The sequence below is a fragment of the Bacteroides sp. 51 genome, assembly GCF_010500965.1.
GTDB lineage: Bacteria > Bacteroidota > Bacteroidia > Bacteroidales > Bacteroidaceae > Bacteroides.
The window spans coordinates 16,524-35,784 of the sequence record NZ_QVMI01000010.1 but is presented as its reverse complement, the minus strand read 5'-3'; the positions used below and the strand labels follow the sequence as shown (position 1 = coordinate 35,784).

24 protein-coding genes, 2 tRNA genes and 1 pseudogene are annotated in these 19,261 nt (G+C 39.6%); 19 read left to right on the top strand and 8 right to left on the bottom strand.

Going from position 1 to position 19,261, the window contains the following annotated elements:
* Positions 1 to 72: 72 nt before the first annotated feature.
* The 6 genes from D0T87_RS09695 to D0T87_RS09675 all read left to right on the top strand — a co-directional run bounded on the left by D0T87_RS09695 (position 73) and on the right by D0T87_RS09675 (position 4,048).
* Complete coding sequence (locus D0T87_RS09695; protein ID WP_163174934.1) at positions 73 to 567, top strand: cupin domain-containing protein; 495 nt, start codon at positions 73 to 75, stop codon at positions 565 to 567.
* 71 nt (positions 568 to 638) lie between these two features.
* Positions 639 to 2,108: a RimK family protein gene (locus D0T87_RS09690; RefSeq protein ID WP_163174933.1), complete on the top strand. Its 1,470-nt coding sequence runs from the start codon at positions 639 to 641 to the stop codon at positions 2,106 to 2,108.
* Positions 2,105 to 2,557, top strand: coding sequence for a ribosomal protein S18-alanine N-acetyltransferase (gene rimI, locus D0T87_RS24210; RefSeq protein ID WP_203558660.1), 453 nt, complete (start codon positions 2,105 to 2,107; stop codon positions 2,555 to 2,557). Before D0T87_RS09690 ends, rimI begins: the two co-directional genes overlap by 4 nt.
* A gap of 24 nt (positions 2,558 to 2,581) precedes the next feature.
* Positions 2,582 to 2,911 (top strand): carboxymuconolactone decarboxylase family protein, encoded by a 330-nt coding sequence (locus D0T87_RS24205; protein ID WP_203558659.1) that lies wholly within the window; start codon positions 2,582 to 2,584, stop codon positions 2,909 to 2,911.
* A 40-nt stretch (positions 2,912 to 2,951) separates the two neighbouring features.
* Positions 2,952 to 3,515: a Crp/Fnr family transcriptional regulator gene (locus tag D0T87_RS09680; protein WP_163174932.1), complete on the top strand. Its 564-nt coding sequence runs from the start codon at positions 2,952 to 2,954 to the stop codon at positions 3,513 to 3,515.
* A 206-nt stretch (positions 3,516 to 3,721) separates the two neighbouring features.
* Positions 3,722 to 4,048, top strand: a complete 327-nt coding sequence (locus D0T87_RS09675) for a multidrug efflux SMR transporter (protein ID WP_163174931.1) — start codon at positions 3,722 to 3,724, stop codon at positions 4,046 to 4,048.
* A 133-nt stretch (positions 4,049 to 4,181) separates the two neighbouring features.
* Here D0T87_RS09675 and D0T87_RS24590 read toward each other — a convergent pair.
* Positions 4,182 to 4,319 (bottom strand): annotated as a pseudogene (locus tag D0T87_RS24590) (RNA-directed DNA polymerase); the annotation flags it as partial.
* 79 nt (positions 4,320 to 4,398) lie between these two features.
* On the bottom strand, positions 4,399 to 5,097 hold the full coding sequence (locus tag D0T87_RS09665; protein WP_163174930.1) for a reverse transcriptase domain-containing protein: 699 nt from the start codon (positions 5,095 to 5,097) through the stop codon (positions 4,399 to 4,401).
* A 688-nt stretch (positions 5,098 to 5,785) separates the two neighbouring features.
* Between D0T87_RS09665 and D0T87_RS09660 the strand changes: the two genes are divergently transcribed.
* From D0T87_RS09660 to D0T87_RS09630, 7 genes are all read left to right on the top strand, one after another.
* A complete protein-coding gene (locus tag D0T87_RS09660; RefSeq protein WP_163174929.1) occupies positions 5,786 to 6,868 on the top strand; it encodes a hypothetical protein in 1,083 nt (360 codons plus the stop codon).
* Between the two features lie 286 nt (positions 6,869 to 7,154).
* Positions 7,155 to 7,364: a helix-turn-helix domain-containing protein gene (locus D0T87_RS09655; RefSeq protein WP_163174928.1), complete on the top strand. Its 210-nt coding sequence runs from the start codon at positions 7,155 to 7,157 to the stop codon at positions 7,362 to 7,364.
* Between the two features lie 18 nt (positions 7,365 to 7,382).
* The gene (locus D0T87_RS09650) at positions 7,383 to 7,670 is read left to right on the top strand and encodes a helix-turn-helix domain-containing protein (protein ID WP_163174927.1); all 288 of its coding nucleotides are present in this window, start codon (positions 7,383 to 7,385) and stop codon (positions 7,668 to 7,670) included.
* 504 nt (positions 7,671 to 8,174) lie between these two features.
* On the top strand, positions 8,175 to 8,507 hold the full coding sequence (locus D0T87_RS09645; protein WP_163174926.1) for a hypothetical protein: 333 nt from the start codon (positions 8,175 to 8,177) through the stop codon (positions 8,505 to 8,507).
* The gene (locus D0T87_RS09640) at positions 8,500 to 8,772 is read left to right on the top strand and encodes a hypothetical protein (RefSeq protein ID WP_163174925.1); all 273 of its coding nucleotides are present in this window, start codon (positions 8,500 to 8,502) and stop codon (positions 8,770 to 8,772) included. The genes D0T87_RS09645 and D0T87_RS09640 overlap by 8 nt, the downstream gene beginning before the upstream one ends.
* Positions 8,750 to 8,932 (top strand): hypothetical protein, encoded by a 183-nt coding sequence (locus D0T87_RS09635; protein WP_163174924.1) that lies wholly within the window; start codon positions 8,750 to 8,752, stop codon positions 8,930 to 8,932. The genes D0T87_RS09640 and D0T87_RS09635 overlap by 23 nt, the downstream gene beginning before the upstream one ends.
* Complete coding sequence (locus D0T87_RS09630; RefSeq protein ID WP_163174923.1) at positions 8,916 to 9,437, top strand: hypothetical protein; 522 nt, start codon at positions 8,916 to 8,918, stop codon at positions 9,435 to 9,437. The genes D0T87_RS09635 and D0T87_RS09630 overlap by 17 nt, the downstream gene beginning before the upstream one ends.
* Positions 9,438 to 10,179: 742 nt before the next feature.
* Here D0T87_RS09630 and D0T87_RS09625 read toward each other — a convergent pair.
* Together D0T87_RS09625 and D0T87_RS09620 are read right to left on the bottom strand one after the other, a co-directional pair.
* The gene (locus tag D0T87_RS09625) at positions 10,180 to 10,536 is read right to left on the bottom strand and encodes a hypothetical protein (RefSeq protein WP_163174922.1); all 357 of its coding nucleotides are present in this window, start codon (positions 10,534 to 10,536) and stop codon (positions 10,180 to 10,182) included.
* 419 nt (positions 10,537 to 10,955) lie between these two features.
* A tRNA-Pro gene (locus tag D0T87_RS09620) sits at positions 10,956 to 11,028 on the bottom strand.
* 128 nt (positions 11,029 to 11,156) lie between these two features.
* Between D0T87_RS09620 and D0T87_RS09615 the strand changes: the two genes are divergently transcribed.
* Positions 11,157 to 11,229 (top strand) — tRNA-Phe (locus tag D0T87_RS09615).
* A gap of 239 nt (positions 11,230 to 11,468) precedes the next feature.
* Positions 11,469 to 12,683: a site-specific integrase gene (locus D0T87_RS09610; RefSeq protein ID WP_163174921.1), complete on the top strand. Its 1,215-nt coding sequence runs from the start codon at positions 11,469 to 11,471 to the stop codon at positions 12,681 to 12,683.
* Between the two features lie 70 nt (positions 12,684 to 12,753).
* Here the strand turns inward: D0T87_RS09610 and D0T87_RS09605 are convergent, their stop codons facing one another.
* The 3 genes from D0T87_RS09605 to D0T87_RS09595 all read right to left on the bottom strand — a co-directional run bounded on the left by D0T87_RS09605 (position 12,754) and on the right by D0T87_RS09595 (position 15,583).
* Positions 12,754 to 13,047, bottom strand: a complete 294-nt coding sequence (locus D0T87_RS09605) for a helix-turn-helix domain-containing protein (protein WP_163174920.1) — start codon at positions 13,045 to 13,047, stop codon at positions 12,754 to 12,756.
* Between the two features lie 7 nt (positions 13,048 to 13,054).
* A complete protein-coding gene (locus tag D0T87_RS09600; RefSeq protein ID WP_163174919.1) occupies positions 13,055 to 13,339 on the bottom strand; it encodes a helix-turn-helix domain-containing protein in 285 nt (94 codons plus the stop codon).
* Positions 13,340 to 13,522: 183 nt separating this feature from the next.
* Positions 13,523 to 15,583: a UvrD-helicase domain-containing protein gene (locus tag D0T87_RS09595; RefSeq protein WP_163174918.1), complete on the bottom strand. Its 2,061-nt coding sequence runs from the start codon at positions 15,581 to 15,583 to the stop codon at positions 13,523 to 13,525.
* Positions 15,584 to 15,720: 137 nt separating this feature from the next.
* On the opposite strand from D0T87_RS09595, the gene D0T87_RS09590 reads away from it, so the two are divergent.
* A complete protein-coding gene (locus tag D0T87_RS09590; RefSeq protein WP_163174917.1) occupies positions 15,721 to 16,305 on the top strand; it encodes a phosphoglycerate mutase family protein in 585 nt (194 codons plus the stop codon).
* Here the strand turns inward: D0T87_RS09590 and D0T87_RS09585 are convergent.
* On the bottom strand, positions 16,302 to 17,066 hold the full coding sequence (locus D0T87_RS09585; protein ID WP_163174916.1) for a LuxR C-terminal-related transcriptional regulator: 765 nt from the start codon (positions 17,064 to 17,066) through the stop codon (positions 16,302 to 16,304). The two genes, D0T87_RS09590 and D0T87_RS09585, sit on opposite strands and share 4 nt — an antisense overlap.
* 359 nt (positions 17,067 to 17,425) lie before the next feature.
* Here D0T87_RS09585 and D0T87_RS09580 point away from each other — a divergent pair, with 359 nt between their 5' ends.
* The 3 genes from D0T87_RS09580 (at position 17,426) to D0T87_RS09570 (ending at position 19,258) form a co-directional block, all read left to right on the top strand.
* On the top strand, positions 17,426 to 17,812 hold the full coding sequence (locus tag D0T87_RS09580; protein ID WP_163174915.1) for a hypothetical protein: 387 nt from the start codon (positions 17,426 to 17,428) through the stop codon (positions 17,810 to 17,812).
* A gap of 159 nt (positions 17,813 to 17,971) precedes the next feature.
* Positions 17,972 to 18,328, top strand: coding sequence for a helix-turn-helix domain-containing protein (locus D0T87_RS09575; protein ID WP_163174914.1), 357 nt, complete (start codon positions 17,972 to 17,974; stop codon positions 18,326 to 18,328).
* A gap of 303 nt (positions 18,329 to 18,631) precedes the next feature.
* Positions 18,632 to 19,258 (top strand): BfmA/BtgA family mobilization protein, encoded by a 627-nt coding sequence (locus D0T87_RS09570; protein WP_163174913.1) that lies wholly within the window; start codon positions 18,632 to 18,634, stop codon positions 19,256 to 19,258.
* Positions 19,259 to 19,261: the final 3 nt, after the last annotated feature.

Here is a 19,261-nt window from a genome sequence, read left to right as displayed (position 1 = left end):
AGAACGATAAACCAGAAGGACACATCAACAAGAGAACAACTCCCCATAAATAAACCCAACCCCTTTACACATATGGCAACAATCTTCAAATCCACCCAAAGAGACTTCAAAGAAGCTCCCAACAAAATAGATTATTTCAAGATATTCACCGACGTATCCATTACCGGGAAGAACCTGAAAACCCAGAATCTAAACTTCGACCTGCGACAGTTACACCCGGGACAATACTCCGCGCCATACCACTCGCACCGTCATGCCGAAGAACTATTTATGATCATCTCCGGCTCAGCAACACTTAGAACGCCAAACGGATTGGAGATCGTTGAAGCCGGCGACCTGATGTTCTTCGAAATGGGCGAAACCGGAGCGCATCAATTATACAACCACACCACAGCCCCCTGCACCTTCCTGGATGTCAGAACCTATATCGGACATGACGTATGCGACTATCCGGATTCGAACAAAACCCTAATCGCCCCCACCATGGAAGTATTCGGCAAAGACTCCCAGGTGCCCTACTTCGAAGGAGAAGAACACATCCGCGACGTATGGGAGAAGCTGAAATAATTAACAATAAATTTCGCCGTTCACATAAAACTTTAATTACCTTTGACCCCTTGTAAAATGACACATATGCTATGAACAATGTTCTGGTTCTGCTCGACAGTCTGAACGACTGGAAGCCTTATTATGAAACCAACAGTATTCTCACCGTATCGGATTACCTGAAACATAAACCGCCCGGAAAAGAATCGAAAATAGTCATTAACCTTAGCAGCAACTACACCTACAACTCCGAAGGGTATTATAGTTCCTTGCTGGCGCAGGCGCGAGGGCATAGAGCCATCCCCAGCGTAGACACCATCAACCGGATAGAAAGCGGAACAGGCATGCGCATGGATGCCAGCCTGCACAAACTCTGCTACCAGTGGATTCAGAAAAACACACTACCCGAAGGCGACATCTGGTATCTCAACATCTATTTCGGCACCTGCCGCGAGAAGGGACTGGAACGCATCGCACGTTTCATATTCGACAATTACCCCGCCCCCATTCTACGTATCGGACTCAACACCCGCCAGCGCAACCAAATAGAAACCATACAAACCCTTCCGCTGAAAAGCCTCTCGGACGAAGAGCAGGACTTCTTTGCCTCGGCACTAGACAACTTCAACAAGAAAATCTGGAGAGCACCGCGCTCGCCCAGATGTTGCCGCTACAACCTCGCCATCTTTCACGATCCGGCAGAGAAATTTCCGCCAAGCAATAAAAAGGCGCTCACCAAGTTTCTCGACATTGCAAAGAAAATGGACATTCATGCCGAGCTGATCACCGAAGAAGATTCCGTCAGGCTGATGGAATTTGATGCCCTGTTCATCCGTTCAACCACATCATTGAATCACATCACATACAACCTGGCGCAAAAAGCCAAACAGAATGATATGATAGTGATCGACGATCCGCTTTCCATCATCAGGTGTACCAATAAAGTTTACCTGAACGAACTGCTCGAAAGAGAAAAGATATCCGTTCCCGCTTCCCGGCTGATATTCAGATCCAACGAAAATCACTTTGAAGAAGTTGCCGCCCAGCTGGGAACCCCATTCATCGTTAAGATACCCGATGGCTCTTTCTCGCACGGCATGCACAAAGTATCTTCCGAATCCGATTTCGAAAAAGCAATGAGCGTCCTGTTCGAAAAATCATCTATTATATTGGCGCAGGAGTATATCCCTACAGACTTCGACTGGCGCATAGGCATTCTTAACGGCGAAGCACTTTACGCCTGCAAGTACTACATGGCCAAAGGACATTGGCAGATATACAACCACGGGGTAAAAGGTTGCAATCAATCGGGACTGGTAGATACCCTACCGTTGTACCAGGTGCCGCAGAACGTAATACGCACCGCACTTAAAGCCTCATCGCTCATCGGGAAAGGACTGTATGGCGTAGACCTCAAGGTGATAAACAACAAAGCGGTAGTAATCGAAGTCAACGACAATCCAAGCATTGACCACGGCATTGAAGATGCTATACTGGGCGATGAATTATACTATCGCATCCTGAATTATTTCATCCGTTCACTCGAACTGAAATCACGATGAACACGGCTATACTTGTTGAACGCATTTCGCTTAGCGATCTCAGCGAAGTAATGGAAATAGAGAACGCATGCTTCGGAGTGGATGCCTTTTCGCGCCGTCAGATGTTTTACTTGATGACCTATGCCAAAGGAACATTTCTCGTAGCCAGGCACGATGGGCAGTTGGCCGGGTATATCGCACTGATCACCAGCAGGCGCCATAACACCGGCAGAGTATACTCCATCGCCGTATCCCCACAATACAGAGGACAAGGCGTTGGTAGTGCGTTGCTTAACAAAGCCATAAAGTATGCCCATATCATAGAGCTAAAAGCCATCTTCCTGGAAGTCAGAATGGACAACGACAGCGCCATCTCCCTATACGAGAAGAAAGGATTTACAAAACGCTCCATCAGGCTAAACTATTACGAAGACGGAGCCGATGCCTACAGCATGGTTCTCGGATTATAATTACCATATATAATAAACGATATCATGAAGAATTTCAATAAAGAACGAAACGACCTGAATCAAACGATGGCAGACAATGATGCTTTCTTTAAACTCTTTGGCGAGTTAGACGATAGTGTATATAAAGAAGGAGCAATCCCTAAAAAGTATAAAGAACTAACCGGATTATCTATTTCTGTTTTGTCACGATGCGAAGAGTGTATTCTATATCATTTGCAAGGATGTATATCTGTAAATGCTGATAAACAAGAAATCATTGAAGCAATTAAAATGGGAGTCATTGGAGGCGGTTCAATAACATATCCATCTGCAAGATTTGCTTTTAAAACAATGAAGGAATTAGAAATATTATAAAAACAAGAAGGCTTCAGACCAGCCTGATTATACAATCGTTATGAGCATTGAAATAATCTTAGATAACATCTATAAACTTCCGGAGCAATCAAAACAAAGTATTATAGAAAACATCACAATAGTTGAATACCCCAAAGGCCATCGCCTGCTGAATGCCAACAAGACCGAAAGAAATATTTACTTCGTCAAAAAAGGTATTGTCCGTGCTTATATCAATTCCGATGATGATGAAATTACTTTTTGGTTTGGAAAGGAAGGAGACACCGTTGTTTCAATGAGAAGCTATGTTGCCAATCGGAAAGGATATGAAAATATAGAATTACTAGAAGACTCTATACTATATAAATTAAACGGAGATGCATTGAGCAACCTATTCACGAAGGATATACATATAGCCAATTGGGGGAGAATATTTGCTGAACAAGAACTCCTCAAAACCGAAGAAAGATTGATTGCCAGGCAATTCAGAACCGCCTCCGAACGATACAGTGAATTAATCAATAACAATCCTGAATTACTTCAAAGAGTACAATTATCCCACATTGCATCTTACCTTGGAATAACCCAGGTTTCATTAAGTCGTATCCGGGCAAAATTCAAATAGTGTACTTTTTTATCATTTGTAAAATGCCATTCCATCTTCATTCCCGACCTTTGCAACAAAACTTAAATGATTATCCGCTATTACCCCTTCCAGAGAACTGGCAAGGTACCAGAGTCAGGCTTAGCCAATCCCGAAAGGGAGCCTGACACCAATAATTCACCAACCTCCGGAGGGTATACCAACCGATAATCATAAAAACTTATAATATGAATTGGATTATTTTAGTTGTTGCAGGATTATTCGAAGTAGGATTTACAGCATGTCTGGGAAAGATAAAAGAAACAACAGGCAACGAAATGTATTGGTGGATGGGCGGTTTTCTAATCTCCTTATCCATAAGTATGGCTTTGTTGATTAAAGCAACCCAAACACTACCCATCGGCACAGCCTATGCTGTATGGACGGGAATCGGTGCTGTAGGTACAGTACTGACAGGAATCTTTATTTTCAACGAACCGGCAAACTTTCTTAGATTGCTGTTTATATCTACATTGATCATCTCAATCGTAGGGCTAAAATTAGTATCGCATTAATGACGTAGGTGGTTGGTTCCGGTGAATCTCATACAAACGGGTATGGAGGCTACGGATATAATCGTTCAGCTCGTTAGCCTCACAACTCTTTCCCCGGCACATCCCTAATTTGGCATCCCAGATTTCTTCTTTAACCAAGAAACTTTAGCCCTCGCACGTAACCAACTACCGTCTTCTCTCGGTTTACACGAAGGTAGAGTGTGTCCTCAATATAATGAGTGATACTATCTTTCACTCTGACGGAGGCTCGTTTGCTCCTACAGAAAATCATGCAGTGAGTAGAGCAGGGGAACTTCCCCCCTGCGCCCTCTCAGAACCGGACGGGAACCTCTCAGCTCATGCGGTTCCCCTTATCCAGCCGTAGGCAAAACTCCATAACACCAATGAGCAAACAAAGTTTTATCACGCAGTGCAACCCTTCCCAACCAGTATTCAGCTCGCTGGCGATGTTTACGGCTTTTATACTTCCTGCGCACCCACTTGATCAGACATTGATTGATATACCGCAAAGTATATATCAACTTCGACTTATAGTAATGACCAGAATACGATATCCAACCTTGAATCTGCGAGTTAAACATATGAGCCAAATCAGACAGGCTTTTATTTACCTTTAGTTGAAGTTTCCAACTCCTCACCTCTTCTTTTACGCCTTTTATGGCTTTATCGGATATAGCAGGAAGATAATTAAAGAAAATCTTTCCATACTTATTCTTCGCCAAGCGAGGGCGGAACGTATAACCCAGAAAATCAAAACTTATATCAGGGTGTTCTTCAACCCTGTCGGCATCTTTACAATACACAATCCTCGTTTTCGTCTCGTGCAGCTCCAAACCAAACAGACGAAAACGCTCTTGCAAGACCGACTTCATATACACCGCTTGCTGGTAAGTCTTGCAGTGCAGAACTCCGTCATCAGCATAACGTTCCCACCAAGTAGCAGGATATTCCTTTGCCATAAAATTGTCAAAGGCATAATGGAGAAATAGGTTTGCAAGAACAGGACTTATCACGCCCCCTTGAGGAGTACCCGATGTGCGTCCCACCATTCTTCTTGGGGATAGACACTGCTTTTACCGGTTGGGGAAAATAGCTGCCTGAAGACAATTGTTAGCCGTGCTTCCGAGAAAAAAAACGTCCGCACGTCCGTGAGCCCCCCAGTGGTAAGATTAATAACTTCCATCCTATATATCAGCATCATTTACTCTGTCGTTACCGGATAGCTTTGAGACTTTGTTTTGTTTTGCAAACTCATCCTACGACTTGAACCTTATATGATGTTCGTGTTCCTCAGACCGGGACTTTGCGTACAGCTTCTTTCAGATTACACTCGCGGTAGACACCCTTGCTGTTCGGCTAACGGTTGGTCGCTACCTACCCCCGTAGTGGACTTGCACCACCAAGGATAAACATGCTTTAGGATACTTTTTTTTGCGTTTTCTTAGAATCGAGTAGGAAGAAAATGAAGTAGTTTTCTTCCTACTTTCATTTTCCACCTCTCAGTCGAGTAGGATATACTGAAAAGATGGCCTACGGGCCGGTAAGGTATTACAGATGTGAATCAGGGATACTTTATTTATACAGAACAATTTGTATTCATAAAATTATGAGGCGTGACAGATGCGATATTTGGCATGTTTTTCTTTTTGTATACTTTTATCTTTATGCTACACAACACCCTATTTTGTTTTGATTTTCCCTTTTAATTTCTGATTTTTGACATAAAACAATGGAAACATGAAAGAATCTATTCAGGAAACAAAGCAATTAGCTAGAACGATACAAGAGTCTGGTAGGAATCAGAGGGTGGGGTTTGTGGATAACAGAAGAAGCTATGCATTTCAAAATAATACAGTGAAATCAATACAAAGAAAGCATGGTGTAATACAAAGGATTGAAGGAGCAGATGGTGTTGATGGTCATGAGAATATCTTCCCTAACACTGCGAATTCGTTGTTGGAAGCAGCAGCTAAAACGGCCGAATATATTAGTCTTAGGGCAAGACGTAATCAACATAATATTTTTGGAAGAGCGACTTTGGGTGCGATGAATCCGGGCAATCTATATGTGCAATCTAATTATAATGAGGGCGAATTACGTAGTTTAGACTCGTGGGTTGAAATGACTTTACAAGGTGGAGGATATGTCAAAAGAGTAAGAATATGCCGCAGAGGTGATGGAGGAGGTATAGATACAACAATAATGGATAGAGTTATGGATGACCCTGCACCTACTGCATTTAATGCTGCACTAAAAACGGATATACATGGTGGAGGTGGAGATTTGGGAGGAGGTGAAAGATTTGAAAGTGCTCATGGAGTCACCCCACAAGATAATGGTGGATTGAGAATAGATCAGAATACAGCACGAGATGCTGACAATTTGACTAAGATAATTGGCGAAGGGGCTCGCTTTAGATGGCTTATAAATAAATTTAGAAACCATCAGGTAGGTAATGACACAAGAGGGATTTTTAACCATACAATAAATGTTCATACAGGTCGTTTTGTATGCAATCCAACATTTAGACATTTGTGGGGTTCATGGGAGTCGGCTTTTAATAAGTGCTATTTCGAAAATGAAGATAGTGCCGTAGAAGTACTGACAAATAGATTAGATAATGGGTGGAGAATTCCTAATGATGAGGATGCTCAGGGTGCCGCTCCAAGAGCACATGGCACATTGATTAATGGTCAAGTAACTTCATTATTAAGTATTGGAGGTCAAATTGCTCTAATGCCATCAGTGATAGCTGGCGAAGATATAACAGGTGCAAAAATTGCAACTGATTTAGCTATGACTTGGAATAGCAATCAATAAGTAAGAGTCATTGTATAAGGTGTTCTGTTATCCTCTCATCCTTCGGACGCATCTAACTTAATAATCTAGCTAATTATCGTGTAAGTCTCCATATTCGTAGGTGGATAAGGTGAAAGCAAAACCATAGACTCTACAGAATTAAAACATAGGCTTTGAAGGGAATTAAGGTTCGAATCCCCTACTTGAAAATGAACCTAAATGCTTACAGATAAAATCAAGATCAAAAAATAATTGATAATAGAAAAAGGATTCGTATATTGTATAATCATGTAATAAAATAATAAGTATGTTACCTAGATTATACACCACAAAAGAGGTTGCCGATTACCTGGGAATTAACAGAACTACTTTGCAAAATATGAGAGGTTTGGGGGAAATAGACTTTCTTCGAATTGGAAATGGAAGAGGAGTTATTCGATTTACAGAGGAGCATATTCTTAAGTATCTGAAATTGAAAGATAGCGGAAGTACATTGTCTGCGTTGAAAAGATATTAATGTTTTTGTTTTATCACCATGACTGAATACCAAGAAAAGCAATTGTTGAATTCTGTTAAGCGATTAGAGAAAATCGTTTTAAAACAGAGCGAGCAATTGGATTCATTATACGGATTACTAAAGCCAGTTGTTCCTAAGAGTGACAATTTTCTAACTGTTTATCAAGCGGCTAAGAAATTGCAATGTTGTACTGCCCAGATAACCAAAATGTGCAGAGAGGGGAAATTACCCTTTGCAACAAAGGTTGGTAAAAAATGGATGCTTTCAGACTTAGAGCTAACTAAGTACATAGGTAATATCCGATAAGTTGGTAGTCCTCTTATCATTTTTCGGATGGTGATATTAGGCAATGGCTAAAACCCGTATGCAAATATTGAGGCTCAAAAGGATTTTCCTTTCGTGATATTCGCTTGGTAAACAGTGCCAAAGTACGCCAAACTGCGCCAAAAAGAGATTATAAATCGACAAAAAACGCCAATTCCCGCCAAATGTAAAGAGTGTGCTTTGACAAGAAATGGCAATATCTGGCAATGATTTTGGCGAAATTTGGCGAAATTTGGCGAACATGAAATTTAAAAGACCCCAAGGTTACCACAAGGATAAAAGGTTATCTTTATATTGATTCTCAGTCTATTATTGCTATCTTTGTATTGTTGTGTGAAGATGCACGAAACTATAAAAGATCGTAAAGACTATGTTTGTACCAGCTTTTCCCCTCCGGTTTATTATTCCTTCAAAGGTTAATTTGTCTGTTACTGAAAAATCAGTGGCATCATTCGTGTTTTCTATAATAGATTAAAAGTAGAAATTATGGCAAGACCAAAAGGAACACCAAAAACCGGAGGACGAAAAGCCGGAACCCCAAACAAAGCAACATTGGATACCAAACAATGGATAGCTGCTATTATTGATAATAACCGTGAGCGGTTTGAAAAAGACTTAGATAGTCTTGAACCCAAAGAGCGTATTGTTATTATTGAGAAGCTAATGAGTTATGTTACTCCAAAGATGCAGAGCGTTAGTGTTGAGGCTCAAATACAAGCTGAATACGAATCGCTGTCCAAGTTGCTAAAAGAAGCTCCGGAAGAGGCAATAGATAAGATTGCAGAAAAGGTTATTAAAATGAAAGAAGTAAATGAGTAATAGAGATTTCTTATTAAGCGAGATTTCCCCAAAAGTAGAGGATCGTGACCAACTATTATTTATTGGGTTAAACGGGAGTGTTTCATTCGTAGGTGGAAAGATTGTCGAAAATACTGAAGAAAATCAAATCACCTTAAAGCCGGATGAGAAGATTAGTATCGGTTATTCATTTGATGCGAATATAGACAATTACACAAATAAAGATTGGGAAGAATGGTATAAACGTCGTAAAGAATTAAAGCATGAACAAAGTGAAGTTAAATAAGGAAACTAAAGCTAAATTATTAGCTAGTATTGCATCCGGGTATATTGATCTAGATGAGTTCCCAGAGATCAAAGAGCGATTGGCTCCATGCCCTATGTCAAAAGGAACTGCAAAGAGAATTATAAAAGAGCTTGAATCTAATAATGACTACAATATTTGAACTATCCAGGAACATTAAAAGCCTCATCAATGGATTTGAAAAAGAGGCTTTAAGCTGCATGGCCGAGAATATTCCAATATTTGAGGAATATGTTAGAGAGCAGCTATTTCACGGGATAGGCGGAGATGGCAAGCAATTACGATATACATATTTGAATGACCCTTTCTTTAGATCACCTGATGCCGGGCGATGGAGAAATAACTCCAAGGGATATATGTACTTTAAAAACAATGTACTTCCCCATAAATCCGGAACAACTTACCTTAATCTACCTGCTAAAAAAGGAGACCTCCCAGACTTGCATATTCGTGGGGACTTCCATAGATCAATCAAAGGGAAAGCAACTGAAAAGGGTATTATGATTGGCAGTAATGTTTCTTTTGCCGGTGACATTGAAAGTAAGTATGGAAACATCATATACGGCCTGTCACCTGAAGCAAAGAAGAAGTTTATTGATACCAAACTTTATCCCCGTATGAAAAGCTATGTAAGCAAATTCATTTAGCTTCTAATGGTTATTGTACTCCACTCATTTTTATAAAAATGACAAGGTTAGGACAAGGGTAAAAGAATTGCAAACCTGTGTTTGGGTGAAGTGTAGGTGTTGGCATACACAAGGAGAGATTCGGCTATAGATGCTTTGAAAAGAGACTTTATAGAGAATGACGATTATACCACTGTGCGGAATTCACCGGACAGTAGAAAACTTGCTCCGGCGGATTCCGAAGTAAGTTGGGGAGGTAATAATAAACTTGATTATGCTCTTACGGTGTCTTGTCTCGAATATTTCATATTGAACGATGATCACGTTTCGATCGGGTAAAATGCTGAACCTGGTAATCAATGACTTAACCCCAAACCACAGAAGCTCTTAAAAGAGACTCTATTAACAGCGATGACTATAAAGCTGATAAACCGAAAAGTTGATCAGGTTGTCATAGGCGAAACAACGGAATTCCATTCTTATATCAATAAAACACATCATAGATAGACCAATGCAATTTTGCATTCACCTCCTAATATAATAACCCCAAAGGTTTTTTCACTATCATAATACGCACGTGTGAAAATCGCTCGAAGATTTTCGGGGGTCATAACGTACACACATGAGAACCGATTTACCTTTTGATAATATGGCATACCGGAACCATAAGAGTGCAATTTTACAGATGGGAATTCCCCCTATGTAAAATCTAGAGGAAAACATAGGGTAAGACAAATTGTCCACCCCTTTTATAAAGTGCTTTTTAAGCACATTTTGGTTTTTCACGATTTTGTGAGAAACTAAATACCCAGAATTCCGGGGATTTTACATAGGGGGAATTTCCCTTATGTAAAGGTGAGATAATATCACCTTTTATAACTAGCTGGAAGTCAGCCTTAGGGGAAATATCCCCTATGGCTTTATTGTTTTGAATGTTAAGTTTTGACAGGTTCTTACGCTTATCATTTTGGTTTAACGTTTGATAATCAGCGAGTAGCATTTTTGCTATATGGCTAACAGGCTCCTCTTGATGGGCTTCGATAATCTCAGTGAGTTTAAATACGATTCCAAACCGTATTATAGAAATGATAGGGTTCGTCATTAAGACGAGATGTGGCATATTTAAATTTAGTTTTATTTCCCTTTTGTTGAGACTGCGTATATCACGCACCCCATAATGTGAGATTATTACACATTTAACATTTGCGCAAAATTATGCTGATTTATTCTATTCCTATTCTAAAGTAGATTTTATATTACCGTTTTTGGCGGCAATATTACATGCTCAAAAAGCACATTATAAAATCGGTCGGGGATCGATACCAAAACAAAAGGGCGTACCAAAAGATACACCCTCCGTTAGATTTAAAAACTACTCGCACACTTGCGATATCACAAAGATAACGATTTTGGTTGATGCGTATTCAATGCCAATCGTAATTTTGATTCGTCGTACCTAATTTTTAAAATATCTCTGATTTACCGAACAAAAACCGAACAAAAAAAAGGCGTAACTCGCTGAGAGTCACGCCTTAAGTGTCGGAATGAGGCGACTCGAACGCCCGACCCCTACGTCCCGAACGTAGTGCGCTACCAACTGCGCTACATTCCGCTCTTTTATGAGTACAAATTTACTTCATTATTTTAATTACTCAAATTTTTGCATGAAATATTATTTTTTATTTGCCAAAGATTTGCGGTATTAAAAAATATGCCTATCTTTGCACTCGCAATCACAAAGGTGCCATAGCTCAGTTGGTAGAGCAAAGGACTGAAAATCCTTGTGTCCCCGGTTCGATTCCTGGTGGCACCACTTTTAAAAGACTTCAAATTTGGTAAATCCCTGAAAATAAAACATTTCAGGGATTTTCTTTTTCCAAGAAATCCCCCATTTTTAGCAAAACTAAGCAGTTCCTTCGGGCTAAATCGTGGTCATTTTTTAAGCCACGAAAAATTGACCACGAATGACACTGTAAGTCGCTGATTGTCTTATCGTTTAAGACTCTCTATTAAGCATGGTTCAAGTATCTTTAAACCATTAATTTTTAGAGTATGAAACAGACATTTAATGTGCTTTTCTTTGTGAGAAGAACAAAGTTGAAAAAGACAGGTGATACGCCAATCATGCTACGCATCACTATTGAAGGGCAATTAGTTGAAATGCAACTTAAACGTGATGTAAAACCCAACCTTTGGAATCAGGCGAAAGAACGCTGTACAGGCAAGGATTCCGCATCTTTAGAGATTAACCGTTATCTTGAATCGGTAAAACTTCGCTTGTTTGAAATCCACCGAAAGATGGAGGAAGACGGCAAACTAATCAATCCGATGGAAATCAAGCGGAAATTTCTAGGACTGGATGAAGAGCACAAAATGTTCTTTCAGGTATTTCAGGAACATAACGACAAGTGCCGTGAACTTATTGGTAAAGATTACGCCAAAGTAACCATCTCCCGTTTTGACACCTGTTTGAAGTATTTTCGGGAAATGAGCCAAAGCCAATATCAACGAAAAGATATTCCGCTAAAAGAAGTCACTAACGGCATGATTCATGATTACATCCACTTTCTGAAAGCCGAAAAGGGATTACAGGAGAATACGGTTATCCGCTATATGAAGGTGGTAAAGAAAGTATTAAACATTGCGGTAAACTACGATTGGATACCGAAAAATCCGTTTGGCAATATCCGTTTCCACGAAAAGGAAGTAAATAAGGAGTTTCTAACCAAAGAAGAACTGGAAACATTACGCACAAAGGAATTTGATATTCCACGATTAGAACTGGTGCGGGATGTATTTTTAGTGCAGTGTTGGACTGGACTCGCCTTTATAGATGTGTCCGAATTAAAAGAAGAACACATCATTGCTGATAATGAGGGAAACTTATGGATACGCAAGGAACGACATAAAACCGGAATCATGTGTAACGTGCCATTGCTTGATGTTCCATTGGGGATTATTGAGAAGTATAAAGATCATCCACTTTGCCAGAAGAGAGGCATTTTACTCCCTGTATTGAGCAATCAAAAGATGAATAGTTATCTGAAAGAAATTGCCGATTGCTGCGGAATTAAGAAGAAGCTCTCGACTCACACCGGGCGCCATACGTTCTGTTCGGTAGTAACTTTGGCTAACAATGTATCGTTGGAAAACATAGCTAAAATGGTTGGACATACGAATACCCGAATGACACAACGTTACGCAAAAGTGTTAGACCAAAGTATTCTTCGGGATATGCAAGGCGTAAAAGAAAGTTTTGCGAAGTAATTAGGTAAAGAAAAAACGGCTGACTCATTCTCACGAATGTTCAGCCGTTCAGATAACCTAAGAACAACTCCTATAAAGAACCGTCATAAGCGGGACGAAACCGTTCTTCCAAAATCTTTCTAATATCAGATTCACGAAACAGAACTTTTCCCGGTAACTGAATAAATGGCAAAACTCCGTTATTCCGGTAATCCTGTAAAGTGCGTCGAGATATTTTAAGAATAGAACAGAGTTCCTCGCTTGTTAGATAACGTTCACCGTCAAATAACGGCTTATGCGTTTTCAGGACGTGTTCGATATAAGGCAAAGCATTGTTTAACGCTTGCAATAGTTCCCGGCTATCTTGATTAGTATATAGTTGCATGGAAAAGTTATTTAGAATTGATTTTACCTTGTTCCAACAGAGATTTCACTTCGGATATCCGGTAATAGATTTTCTTTCCGATGGTGGAGAATGACAGTGTACCGCTTTCACGAAGATGTTGCAGTCGGCGAGGCGGCAGATTAAGGGAAGCAGCCAGTTCTTTGCCCTCTATCCACTCCTGTTCTATGCACAGGGTATTATTAGATGGTCGTTTCGGAACTAATGAAGCTATCCGTTCCAGTTTCTTTTTGAAGGAATCAAAAGATTCTTTTTCTATTGCGATAATATCCATATTTATTCGGTTTTATACGTTCTGCCGACAAATATAGATGAAGAAATAAACGGTTTTTGGAAATGTGTAGAAGAGGAAGTGTATGGAACTTAATGGCTTATTATACCCTATCGGGTATTACTTATTCGTTTATTCCCAAAATAATACCCGAAGGGGTGTTAGAATGTGATCTGTATTGAGTTGTTATCGAATAAAATCACTTTTCGTTTCCGCACAAGTTAGTGTCAATCGGTGCATTGCCCTTGTTACTGCCACATAGAGCATACTCCGGTCAATCCCCGAATGATAATTCTTATCAGTCACTTGTGGAATGATTACTTCATCGAACTCCAACCCTTTTGCCATGTGAGCAGAAGTGATAATAACACCTTGTACGAAAGCAGAACTTTGATTTGAAAGGAAATAAATATCATCCATATAGGCTTTTAATTTATCTGCTATATCTTTCGCCTGTAATTCAGTCTTACAAACAATCCCAAGTGATTTATAGGACGATTTTTTGAATGTAGAAATCAAGTTCGCAATGCAGGATATTTCTTTTTCCTCACTTTTAAGTTTCAGTATTTGAGGTTTCTCTCCATGCCGGGCGACAGGTTCCAGCTCTTCGTTTTTCCGAATCTTCTGTGCAAAATCAGTTATCTCATAGGTTGAACGATAACTCTTGCATAGTTTCATCACCTCTCCCGTAATGAGTGCTTTCCGAATCATATCCGCATTCGATGAACCGTAAGGATTAACCGACTGGCTTGCATCGCCCAAAACGGTCTTTCGACAAGGATAGAGCTTTTGTATCAACTTATACTGTATAGGTGAGTAGTCCTGCATCTCATCAATCAAAAGGTGTTTGACTGGCGATTTTGCATTATTCCCATCCAATGCGATGTGGATATAAGCCAATGGCGCTAAATCCGCATATTCAAGTGTGCGATTCTTACGCATCTTAAACAACTCGGGCTTACCAATCCATTCAAAGAAATCTTTATAGACCTGTATATCGTTGTTCCCGGCAAACATATTCCTTATTTCTTTTTTGAGTATATTCCGTTCGGCAGTGGTAACTGTAATCCGATATTGAACTTGTGCCATTTCCAGAATATAATCACTCATTGTTTCAAAACGTTGGCGCATCGGATAGCGGTCAAAACGCCTGAATTGTTCCTCAATAAATTCAGCAGGAATAGTAACATACTTTGTTAGCTTTACATCTACCGCTTTGAAGTAGTTGTTCTCAATATGTAGGATAAATCGGTCGAGTTGGGAAATAAAATCAAACGATGCTTTATACTGTATGCGATCTGTAAAGCCGGGAGCGGGTTTTGTGAGTAATTCGTTTACCTGTTCAAAAAAGGTCTGAGACTTATATTTGTTGTCCAATACACCGGAGAGTATCTGCTCCATGCTCGTTTCGGGAACAGTCTCTTCGCCAAGTTCAGGAAGCACATTAGAAATATAATCGGCAAACACCTTGTTGGGTGAGATTATCAATATGTCCTTTGAAGAAATGCTATCCTTGAAAGCATAAAGCAGGTAGGCGATACGATGCAGGGCAATAGAAGTCTTTCCCGATCCGGCAACTCCTTGTATGATGATCGTTTGAGCCTCCTCATTACGGATAATCCGGTTCTGCTCCCGCTGAATGGTAGCAACGATATTTTTCATTTTATCATCCGCATTGGAACTTAATTCCTTTTGAAGAATATCATCATGAACGGTTAGCGAACTCTCAATCATGTATTCCATCCTGCCTTTTCGAATACGATATTGCCGTTTGAGTGTAATATCTCCCGTCACTTCGCCTGCCGGAGATTCGTAAGAAGCCTCTCCCAATTCATAGTCATAAAACATACTCGAAATCGGCGCACGCCAGTCATAAATAAAGCTCATCTTACTATCTGAATCGTAGAACGAGTGAACGCCAATATAGACAGGCAAAACTTTACTGTCTTTTTCTCTACTCTTAAAGTCAATCCGACCAAAGTATGGAATATCCAGTATCTTACCCAATCGCTTGCGTTTATCAATCACATTTTCGCCCAATGCAAAATGGTTCAAGATACTTTCCCTCATTGAACGTATCTCATGCGGGTCAATATCCTTATTCGACCATAGGTAATCCTTATACTCTGCCAGTGTATCGACATGTTCTTTCACCGACGCATCCGTGCTATTAATGATCTTATTCAGCAAATTGATAACCTGCTGTAAATACTCACGTTCCTGTTTCTCTGTTTTATTAAATATCATAAAGCACTCCTTGTTAATACATTAAAAAAGACACAAAAGGGTGCACAAAATTACTGTATCAAGGTGGTGTATGAAATGGCTATTTATAGCTATATATCGAGCTTGTTTTGTATCTTTGCACCCCAATAAAAAGAAAGATGGATATTCTTAAACTCGCAGAACAGAATCAGCAAGCCGCATGGGAAATACTGGAAGATACTCGTATTATCCCGGCATGGGAACGCATAGGTGCAACCGTTAATATTATCGGGTCGCTTAAATCCGGTTTGTTGATGAAAAGCAGGGATATAGACATGCACATCTATACCGACCATCTCAATATAATAGAGAGTTTCTCTGTTATGCAGGAGCTGGCAGAACGTCTTCCTCTGAAAGAAATCCAATATATAAATGGGATAGATACCGAAGAAGAATGTATCGAATGGCATGCCCGATATAAAGATAAGGAAGGGAACACATGGAAGTTCGACATGATTTATATCCGCCGAGGTTCCAAGTATGATGGCACAGTAGAGCGAGTAACCGATGCTATAATTAATCAACTAACACCTGAAATCCGCCAAACTATTCTTCAAATCAAATACGATGTGCCGGAAGGTGTACTTATTCCGGGCATAGAGATATACCATGCTGTTTTTACGGGTGGAGTGAAAACGTATGAGGAACTGGAGCAATGGAGAAAAACCAACCCGTTGACAAATAGTTTGGATTGGCTACCTTAATAGATGATGCCAAAATCGCGTGCAGTATTAATCGCCTCCATCACATTATCAACATCCAGTTTAGCCAATATATTCTTCCGGTGATTATTAACCGTATAAATGCTGATATTCAGTCTATCTGCAATTTCTTTACTTAGAAAACCCTGACGAATTAACAGAAGTATCTCTTTTTCCCTGTTAGTTAACTGTTTCTCTGCCGGAGTGAATGCCGGAGCAAATATCTCGCCAGTCTTACTATTAATAACCGTTCGCTTGATTCTTTCGGTAAATGTCTGGTCGGGAGATATATCTACAACTCCCATAATAATCCAAGCCTTACCATTCCTGTCTTTTTCAAGAACCTGCTGTCGGCTGATTACATTTACATACTGCCCTTTAGCATTCAGTATTCTATACTGAAACATCTGCTGATAGTCATTCCTTTCTTCTTGTGGAAGCGAATAAATAAACAGTCCATGTTCAATTTGGTATTCCAATAGTTGAACACGATCATCCGGATGTATTCTATCTTCCAATACATCGCCCTGTTTCCTTATCGTTTTTATCCATGTTGGGTTATATCCTAAAACAGTAGAGAAGTTATCAGAAGCAAAATCATATCTCTCCTTAAATACATCCACGGTAAAGATGCAGCTTTGGCTCATCCGGGAAAATTCCTGTATAGCTTTCCGCTTCTTACTCCATAAATCATAGTCAACATCAAGACTGCTGATTTGCTGTCTTGACCATAGTTCTCCGGGTGTTATATTCTTGGAAATCATGGTGCAAAGATAGCTACAAATAGCCATTTATTGGGTGGAGAACTTGTAATATATTTGAAGTGCCACTAAAAAAATCCACTGACAAGCATATAAAATCATATTTATTCACCTTATAAATAATTTGCTTATGTGGAAACATTTAGAATTGGGGTTATTCAGGCTATTGTCTGAACCTTCACAAGTCACAAACGAAGAAATGCAAAGCGCCTATGAAGATTTTGTAACACAAGTAGTAACCCTTAGTCAATCCGAACTAAACTACTCTGATTTTTTTCGGATATTGAATCTTTCTCGTATTGAGTTTGATTCGTTAGGATCATCACCTCTTTGCGGGCAGGGGGAAAAATGCAATTAAAAGAATGTATATTCAAAAGGGTATTACTTTTGCAAATTCTGAGTTGGCGTTATTGGAGAAGCAAATGATGTATCCAAAATTCTTTAATACAAAGAGTAATTCCTCAACATCGGATTTATATTTAGATACAGATATCATTTCCTATGTTGATATTATGGAGGTTATCACAGGGCTCTTTTATCTTGCAGGAATAAAAACCTCTGATGGCAAGAGTGTTTCTTTAAGTCGCCTTACTAATAGGTTTGAACGTTTTCTAAACTTCCAAATTAGTGATACCTACAAAAAAGAGGAAGAGGTTCTGCAGAGGTTACCAACAAAACGTACTGGTTTTTTAGACAAACTAAAGAGTCTGATTCATAAGAAAAGTAGTGACAAAGGGTACAAGTCTTGATTTTAACACTTTTGATACCTGCTAATAATCAGGCAAATATAAATAATATGTAGGGGAGTAGATGATCTATTCCCCTATTTTCATTTCATCATTCTGCCGAATTTTGCTTCGTCAATGCATTGGACATAAGAAGTATTAATCTGTAAAACGAAGCAAATCATGTATATAAACAATGAAGATTTCGAAATGTGGATGCAAAAGTTATCCAAGAAGTTGAACGATATAGGTCAAGACCTGAAATCGCTCATCAACACCAAAGAGGTATTTGACGAAGACGAGAAACTGCTCGATAATCAAGATTTAGCCTTTCTCCTAAAAGTATCTTACCGAACATTACAGCGGTATCGTTCCAGTAAAAAACTACCTTTCTTTATGATTGCCCACAAAACCTATTACCGCACTTCTGATGTTCGGGAGTTTGTGCGAGCGCACATGGATTTTCAAACCTATCAGGACTTTGAAAAGAAGCACCCAAAGCGCAAAGACAAGGATGATAAAGACCTGAAAGATGAATAAATCTTCTTTTTATGTTCTAAGCAGAATGACGCAAGCGAATGAAGGCTTGTTTTAGTTTACGCCTTTATTTTAACGCTCCGCATTTAGCAGAAACAACCTCGCCTACCGGCTCTGTTTGTTTCGCTAAATTAAGCAAGAGGGAACTGGACTTCGTCCTGTTCTTCCTCTTGCCCTGCGGGGCAAAGCCTTCGGCTTTAGTGGTTTAGCATAAACCACTATAATTAGTCCGATAATTAGCTTTTTATATTTATCGCTAACTATCAGCCATTTAATAGTATAAAATTCCATTAAAAAGTAATTATCATGAAAAATGAAGTCCCAAAGATTATATATACCACTGTTTCCATAGACAAGGAAACAGGGCGTTTAGTAGAAAAAATCTGTAAACGCTATTCGCTGAAAAAGAGTGAAGTTGTAAAGCTGGCATTCGGGTACATCGACAAGGCACATATCAATCCTGCGGATGCTCCCGAATCGGTAAAATCAGAACTTGCCAAGATTAACAAACGGCAGGATGATATTATCCGTTTCATTCGCCACTACGAAGAAGAGCAACTCAACCCGATGATACGGACAAGCCATTCAATAGCCGTTAAGTTCGATACGGCTGTCGGAATCCTGACGGAAAAAGTAAATTTAGAAATAAACACCTCAAAAGATAACCTTGTCAATGTTCTGAAAAAGTTAGACGAACATTTCGGCAAAATAGCAGTAGCAATAAATAACCAGTCCGCAAGCCTTGATAAACTATCCGCTACTATTGACAGCCATTCCAATATTATAAATAAGCAAACCCAAACACAACAAAGGAATAATCAGAAGCTATTGAAACTGATTTCCCTTTATTCGGAACTGGCAAGATGCGGAGTAATGGACGGCAAACGTAAAGAGAACCTAAGAGGTGAAATTAACGACCTGATAAACGAGTAACCC